Consider the following 6,486-nt stretch of genomic DNA (forward strand, 5'->3'; position numbering starts at 1 on the left):
AACTGCCGGATTTGGACGAGCTGTTGCTGTGGGCATCACGAAATCCAAATCCACACAGAGATCGGTTACGTGAGCAGGTTGAACGAGGTGAGTTCGGCTTTGACCGCCACTAAACTAGAACGAATGCCTGATTGTGGTACAAATGAAACCGACTATCCCAGAACTGATTTTACTAGTGATGGTGTACGTTCTGTATGGCCGATGCCTTTGAGACAGCATCAAATCTGCTCATATTGATATTCGCGGTAGTTACCCTTGTCATTATCACACAAAGCTTGCGAGGCGGGAATACCGCCTCGCTGGTAAATCTCTTTGTAGACCTCGCAATCCCCCTCATTGTCATCGTTACGCTCCTAACGATTCTTTTCCAGTTCATTGAGGAGATCAATGGTTGAGTCGTCAGATGCAGATTTACAGGTCTCATATGCAGATCGAGATGCCCTACAGCAAATGCTGACGTGGCAACAGAACCGGTATCACAATCTTCAGTCCCTTGCTATGGGCTTTTTAGGTGCTAGCATCACGATAGTCGCCGTGATTGCGACGATTGCTGTCGCGACATATGATCTTATTCCAAAAATCCCCGGAGAGGCAGCAGCATACGCTAAACCAGCTGGTCAACTCCCAATTGAGATGTCAGCTGTGACGCTGCAAGGAATTATCGCGATCAATTTCCTCCTTTCTATTTCCATTCTTGCAACAGCAGTAATTTTCTTTCTGAAGGGAGAGTACAAACTATTTAATCTGACCGTGGGGTATCGAAGTTCGATTCACTTCGATTCGTCTGAAGTCGTCATACCAGTCAACAAAATACCCTCATCTGGCCACTCACTATCTATCCAGAGTAGGTATGCAAGTGCGGTACGCCAAAATCAGGTACTACTTCAGGAAGCATATGACGCATTTTTAGGTGGAACGCTCAGAATTCCAGTCGCGATACTCTTTGGGATAGTATCTGCACAGGTATTTTTACTCTCATCTGAAATATCAGCTATACAGCTTTTATGGATAAATCTCGGTTACACAGTGCTGTCACTTCCGATTAGGTATGTCGGACGTGAGTACCTCTCCGAACCTGATGAGTCAACTACTGATGATAGCTATCCATCACTAGCTCAAGAACTGTTCGAAGAAAATGGCCGAAAAGGCAGGTGGAAGCGTGTTGATATGGGGAGGGGTGAACGGCTTCTCTCATCTGCTCCAGCGGCCCTCTCGCTGCTCAGCATAGTGTTTTGGATCGTGGCGGTACTTGTCTGATACTTCGATGATGATTCGCTTAATCGCCAACAGCTGGTGGACGAATGTACCAATCAAATCCTTAGTCCACTCGATCTTCGCCTACAATTCATCAGTCTCTATGTAACTTGCCCGTCCATCGCGAATATCGCCGATGACTCGCTGGCAGGCGTTAGACGAACTCCAGCAGGCCGGTGTGTCGGTGTTCGTCTCGATGTCTCCCACATACCCCACGATGGGCGAAGACGACTTTCACGAGCTACTCAGCTACTTTAGAGCGCTCGGTGAGGTTGTCGTCTTCCACGAGCCAATCAATCCCCGTGGCGCGAATTTCCAACAGTGTCTCACCGCCGCCGAGCAAGCCGGCTACGACGACGTGGTCGAGGAACTCCAGCAGATGCAGGACAGTCACCAGTACTGGGTCGAGTACGCCCTCGAACAGTTGAATACAGTCCAACAGGTGGCAACCCGCTTCGACGGCCTCGAAGTGCACTCCTGGCCAGACGATGAGTTGGTGCGCTCGACGAGCGGCCAACTGCGGTCGAAGCTCAAAGCGATGCAACAGGCCGTCTCACCGGAGTCGTTCTCCGAGCGTGAGACAGATTCCCCGCCTGAGCAGTCTGAGTTAGCTCACGACGACCAGTCCATAGAGCATCTCATCTGACTGCCTATCAGGCACCGCGTCAGGGTTTGGCCGGTTGACGTCGGAGCCGACGCCGTCGAAAGCCGACTATCAGCCCGTCGCGGCGACAGTGTAGCTACCTCCCAATTCGCCCCATCGTTTGTTACCCAAGTAGCTCCTGAAACCACTGCTCAGTAAGCGTGCAAAAGGACACCCAGGCTTACCCACTCTTTCTGGGCGTTGACGGCGACGGTGTGAAACAGTGGATCGCTAATCAACAAGCGAGGAATACCGCCCACGGCTGGGGAGCTAACTCTCAATACGCGTTCTGCCCATCGCAACTCGATTGCACACCCGAAACAACTGCTCAGTCCGAGTCCTCACTCACCGTGGACAGCACAGTATGGACAGTGTTCGTTGACGATGCTCTCATACAACCGCTCACAATTGGGGCATCTCACCGTGTTGCCCAGCATTATCAGGACGACGAGCAGCCTATTTAAATTCGTTATGCATGAGTTGTACTGAGACGAACGGGACCGCACGTTCGCCTCCAATTGGGACGACAAGAGAGCGGACTCTCGGTCCATGCTTCACGGTTACAGTCTAGTATCCGCCTGTCCGCTTCGGCTGGGAACAGGTCCAAACGCGATGCGTGCTGACTCGGAGCGCGCGGCAGGGACCGTTATGTTCTCCATCCTAGCACCGCTCTCTCGGAAGTACAAGCCTCTGATATTGAGTGCGATTGAATCGAGTGACGCCGCAACGCACTCTCTACCCGTTGATATTGCTGACAAGGCATCACTCTTCGTCGAGAGCCTCCAACGCGTTGTGCAGTGCTTCAAGACTCTGCTCAAGCTCTTGGGCAACGTCGGATTGGTCCACTTCTTCCTTCGCAAGTGAAATCTGTTTCAGTGCTTCTTGTAGTCTGTTTTTCACTTCCATCAGTGAACCGTTCACCCTCCTACCATTAGTAGTACGGGGTGAATTCACACGGGTTCTGGTGCAATCGATTATTCCAGAGTAGCTGACGTAGTAAAATGCTTGTCAGTATTTTTCACGACGGAACCAAGCACGGCTTGGCCCATGGTGAGGTGCGCGCTCAGTCTAGTGATCGGAGGAGAAGTTCAAGTGCCTGGTGAGGGTGCCCGGAGTCGTGTAGTTTCTCAACCTCCGCTGCGATTTCGGGTGGGATTTCGTCTGCGGAGATGAACTCTTCAACAAGTTTGGCAATCTCTTGTTCGTCTGAAGTCCATCCAGATCGGGCTTCTTCATCATCTGAATACTGGTCGCACCCACCCATGCTACTAGCTCACATAGAACTGTCACCCAGATCTTCATAAATCTAGGCCATAATATGAGTGGTTGTATCACATGTGCAGGCCCAGTGGAGGAGAGAGTACCTGCTCCGTTCAAATAGCAAAATAGCGTATAATATGTTTTGAGATGCATCTAGCAAATAACCAACAAATATATGAGATTACAATAAAACACAGAGATGTGCCCTCGGAAACCGTCGAAACTGAGACCGACAACCCCGTAGAAAAGCACATTCGGCACGCTCACCAGCAGACCGATGATGACGAAGTACTCTACCACCTTCGTGAAGCGCTGCAGCTCGTCTACGCCAACGAAGAATAGATCCGAGACAGTTTACTCGTAGGAACTACCCCGTGCAACAACTTCGGCGAAGGCGACGTTTTCTCTAACATCAGTAATCTCTACAGTAACACGCTCCCCAATCTCGGTATCGGGCACAATCACTACGAACCCTCGCTCAACACGCGCGAGTCCGTCGCCCTGGTCGCCGAGATCTTCGATGTCGACGGTGCGTTGTTCACCTTCCACGACCGGCGGGGTCTGTGGCCTGCGGTCTCTCTGTGGCTCTGTCTCGCTCTGTGTGGGTTCACTATCCGCCGGGTACGAGAGCAGTGCAACGCGGTACATTGCACCGGCCTGCAGAGACCCAGTTTCCAGTTCCTGTTTGGGCACTTCAATCACATAAGAGTCGTTGCGTTCTTCGACGGTGCCAGCAAACAAACAGCGTAGTTGAGGCGGAATATCCATCGTCATATCGTACGCAGTGTACGTCTCCAGCAGCATTTGAGTCTATGGTCTATGACTACGCTGGTCCAGCGATTTCGTTGGATCCTCCGGGCGATGGTCTCTGTATAGGTTGCTCCGTTCCATCAGTCCTGCTTCCGATTCACGCTTTCGCAATTGTCGTCGTCGTGCTCCAGTCATCGACTTACCATTCCCAGAACGGTCCACCGCCTCTGAGAACTGTTATAAGAGCCGCGACAGCGACACGAGAGTAACCAGCAAACAACTATCCCACAGCTGGGCTCACAGGAGCAGGTGTGGTACATAGTATTCTATAGCGCTATACACTAATGTCTCGATTAGTGGGTTTATACGCCTTGAGAACGACATTCTAGATATGATTCAGCGGGTGTGGGAAACGGTCAAACAGTACCTTGAGTCGGGTGCAGAGAACCACGCCGCAGTTGATGCGTGCATAGAATGTGGGGACCCATCGTTCCCGGGCGCTGGCCGGTGTGCTGATTGTTTGGACAACTAACGAAACCGGTCCTGAGGGGCACTGTTCCTCACTGGTGACAGCAGCGCCAGCACCCAAGAGATGCAGTGTGACGTCCGGTTCTAGTATATATTCATGCTGTAGTCTGGCAAACATTTATCCTCGACGCCGGGCGAGTTCTGCACGGAAGGAACACTGTCACACGCTCCATCCATCCCCTTTCCATGTCTGATGGCACGCGAAGTCTCGGTCGCTGCCCAAACTGCGACGAGCGTATCACAACTCCGTGGCTGCTGGTTGAATACGAGAAAGACGATGGCACGGAGGGTATCTGGGCCGAGTGTCCAACGTGTGAAGATGTCGTTGCGCCGGAGTAGCTGTTTATTAGTTAATACTATCGTCCGACAGAGACAGTGTTCAAGCACGCCTATAAGATTCACCACTTTTTTATTAAATCAGTAAACCACTACTGATATGGTTCCCCTCGAGGTGTTAGTTACCCCCCTCCAAAGCAGTGATGCCGGTGGTATTGTGCTCCTCCTGTTCAACCTACTGATTGCTGGCATCCAGATTGCCGGGATGTGGATGGTATTCAAGAAAGCTGGTCATGCAGGGTGGAAGGCAATCATTCCGCTATACAACCTCTATATCATGCTTCGGATCGGGGAGAATGCATGGTGGTGGTTGCTCCTCATATTTATCCCGGTGATAAATCTATACGCGCTGTATAAGATTCATGCTGGAGTAGCTCGAGCGTTTGGGAGAGGTATCGGGTTTGGGCTTGGGCTCACCTTCCTTGGTATCCTCTTCTTCCCACTGCTGGGCTTTGGCGATTATCAGCATCGTCAGTCTGGTGGGCTCGCATAATCTCAGAAGCTGAGACCGGCGTTCTCAATGTATATCGAACTATCTTCCTTTGATGGCCCCAACTGGAGATCTGCTCGACAAACTGCAACAGAATGCAGTCTGTAGCAGTCCAAGCCGATACGCTTAGTCGCGTTCCAGTTGGCGGCACTGGTGATGTGTGACACCGAGAGTGATACACTATCGCGGGGATGTGCTTCCATCATCCCGTACACACCCACGATCCGAGAGTCACCAGTACTGAGCGGAGAATGGCACGACGAGAGGTTGTGAGGTTATCCCCCGTAGCCCTCGCCCTTGATTGGGCCGCTAAACACGCCGTAGAGGAATTTGAAGTACCACAGTACCAGCAGCAGGACCGGAAACCCGAGGACGGTCACGAGGTTCAGCGCTAGTGGCGACACGACCGCTTCTCTGACCAACAATCCGGTCGGCGGATAAATCGTCGGGTACAGCAGCATTGCGACCAAGATCGTCAACAGTGTGGGCAGCGCTAGCGCGCTCGCGAGCCAGGCTCGGTACCGGCCGCGTCTGGCCAGTACGCTCCCGCCCAGCCCAACGGTGACCGAGAGAGCGACGACTGCAGTGACGGGCAACGAGAGCACCGCGTCGGCAGCGCCACCCGCATCGGTCAGGACGACGGTTCCCAGCAGCACGACCACACCGCCAAGGTACGCCAGTGTCGCACCGATGCCGTACGCTCGCAGTTCCGATGCCAGACCGGGCTCGGTCTTGGCTGCGAGGAACGCTGCCCCCGTGACTATCGAGACGGCGACTAGGCCGACGCCAGTCAACGCTACTGGTAGCGTCGCCCCGCCGAACAGCCAGCGACCCGCGAGCATCCCCAACAGGAGCGGCGCGAACACGCTCCCGCTGATGAACGCGTAGTCGGTGTAGCGCTTCCAGCGCTCGTCGTCGCGCTGCTCGCGGAGCTCCGGACCGAGACCGCGAAACACCAACGCGACGACGAATCCGAGCGCGAGCAGATAGTTGTCCGCCAGCAGGCGCGAGTACACGCGCGGGAACGCCGCTAGCAGCATCGTCCCGAAGGCGACGACCCACACCTCGTTCGCGTCCCAGACCGGTCCGAACGCCGCCAGGAACGTCTCTCGCTCGCGTTCGTCCGTCCGGGTCGCGTAAAGCATCCCGATACCGAAGTCGAACCCGTCGAGGACAACGTACATCCCCAACGCGAACAGCACGGCGCCGAACCAGATCTCCGGCA

10 protein-coding genes are annotated in these 6,486 nt (G+C 53.6%); 6 read left to right on the top strand and 4 right to left on the bottom strand.

Annotated elements, in window-relative coordinates; translation table 11 throughout:
* Positions 1-194: 194 nt before the first annotated feature.
* From D3D01_RS22285 to D3D01_RS22295, 3 genes are all read left to right on the top strand, one after another.
* Entirely contained in the window at positions 195-395 is a 201-nt protein-coding gene (locus tag D3D01_RS22285; protein ID WP_121513829.1) for a hypothetical protein, read from the top strand.
* A complete protein-coding gene (locus D3D01_RS22290) occupies positions 388-1,257 on the top strand; it encodes a hypothetical protein (RefSeq protein WP_121513830.1) in 870 nt (289 codons plus the stop codon). Before D3D01_RS22285 ends, D3D01_RS22290 begins: the two co-directional genes overlap by 8 nt.
* Positions 1,258-1,390: 133 nt before the next feature.
* Positions 1,391-1,900 carry a radical SAM domain-containing protein gene (locus D3D01_RS22295; protein ID WP_121513831.1) on the top strand — a complete coding sequence of 170 codons (510 nt, stop codon included), beginning with the start codon at positions 1,391-1,393 and terminating at the stop codon, positions 1,898-1,900.
* Positions 1,901-2,659: 759 nt separating this feature from the next.
* Here D3D01_RS22295 and D3D01_RS23850 read toward each other — a convergent pair.
* Positions 2,660-2,803 (bottom strand): hypothetical protein, encoded by a 144-nt coding sequence (locus D3D01_RS23850; protein ID WP_158600560.1) that lies wholly within the window; start codon positions 2,801-2,803, stop codon positions 2,660-2,662.
* 157 nt (positions 2,804-2,960) lie between these two features.
* Entirely contained in the window at positions 2,961-3,161 is a 201-nt protein-coding gene (locus D3D01_RS22305; RefSeq protein ID WP_121513833.1) for a hypothetical protein, read from the bottom strand.
* A gap of 197 nt (positions 3,162-3,358) precedes the next feature.
* On the opposite strand from D3D01_RS22305, the gene D3D01_RS23855 reads away from it, so the two are divergent.
* Entirely contained in the window at positions 3,359-3,499 is a 141-nt protein-coding gene (locus D3D01_RS23855; protein ID WP_158600561.1) for a hypothetical protein, read from the top strand.
* A 12-nt stretch (positions 3,500-3,511) separates the two neighbouring features.
* Here the strand turns inward: D3D01_RS23855 and D3D01_RS22310 are convergent, their stop codons facing one another.
* Positions 3,512-3,925 carry a TRAM domain-containing protein gene (locus D3D01_RS22310; protein WP_121513834.1) on the bottom strand — a complete coding sequence of 138 codons (414 nt, stop codon included), beginning with the start codon at positions 3,923-3,925 and terminating at the stop codon, positions 3,512-3,514.
* A 696-nt stretch (positions 3,926-4,621) separates the two neighbouring features.
* Here D3D01_RS22310 and D3D01_RS24405 point away from each other — a divergent pair.
* Entirely contained in the window at positions 4,622-4,774 is a 153-nt protein-coding gene (locus D3D01_RS24405; protein WP_199725592.1) for a hypothetical protein, read from the top strand.
* Between the two features lie 97 nt (positions 4,775-4,871).
* Positions 4,872-5,264, top strand: coding sequence for a DUF5684 domain-containing protein (locus D3D01_RS22315; RefSeq protein WP_101352087.1), 393 nt, complete (start codon positions 4,872-4,874; stop codon positions 5,262-5,264).
* Between the two features lie 272 nt (positions 5,265-5,536).
* On the opposite strand, the gene D3D01_RS22320 is transcribed toward D3D01_RS22315, so the two are convergent.
* Positions 5,537-6,486, bottom strand: a 950-nt coding sequence (locus D3D01_RS22320) for a cytochrome d ubiquinol oxidase subunit II (protein WP_147439976.1), incomplete at its 5' end; no start/stop codon positions are given.

This window comes from Haloarcula sp. Atlit-7R, assembly GCF_003666065.1.
GTDB lineage: Archaea > Halobacteriota > Halobacteria > Halobacteriales > Haloarculaceae > Haloarcula > Haloarcula taiwanensis.

Coding starts and splice junctions, on each gene's coding strand:
- D3D01_RS24405 (WP_199725592.1), top strand. CDS start 4,622: ATGTCTGATGGCACGCGAAGTCTCGGTCGCTGCCCAAACTGCGACGAG.
- D3D01_RS22315 (WP_101352087.1), top strand. CDS start 4,872: ATGGTTCCCCTCGAGGTGTTAGTTACCCCCCTCCAAAGCAGTGATGCC.
- D3D01_RS22305 (WP_121513833.1), bottom strand. CDS start 3,161: ATGGGTGGGTGCGACCAGTATTCAGATGATGAAGAAGCCCGATCTGGA.
- D3D01_RS22295 (WP_121513831.1), top strand. CDS start 1,391: ATGACTCGCTGGCAGGCGTTAGACGAACTCCAGCAGGCCGGTGTGTCG.
- D3D01_RS22285 (WP_121513829.1), top strand. CDS start 195: ATGGCCGATGCCTTTGAGACAGCATCAAATCTGCTCATATTGATATTC.
- D3D01_RS23850 (WP_158600560.1), bottom strand. CDS start 2,803: ATGGAAGTGAAAAACAGACTACAAGAAGCACTGAAACAGATTTCACTT.
- D3D01_RS22310 (WP_121513834.1), bottom strand. CDS start 3,925: ATGGATATTCCGCCTCAACTACGCTGTTTGTTTGCTGGCACCGTCGAA.
- D3D01_RS22290 (WP_121513830.1), top strand. CDS start 388: ATGGTTGAGTCGTCAGATGCAGATTTACAGGTCTCATATGCAGATCGA.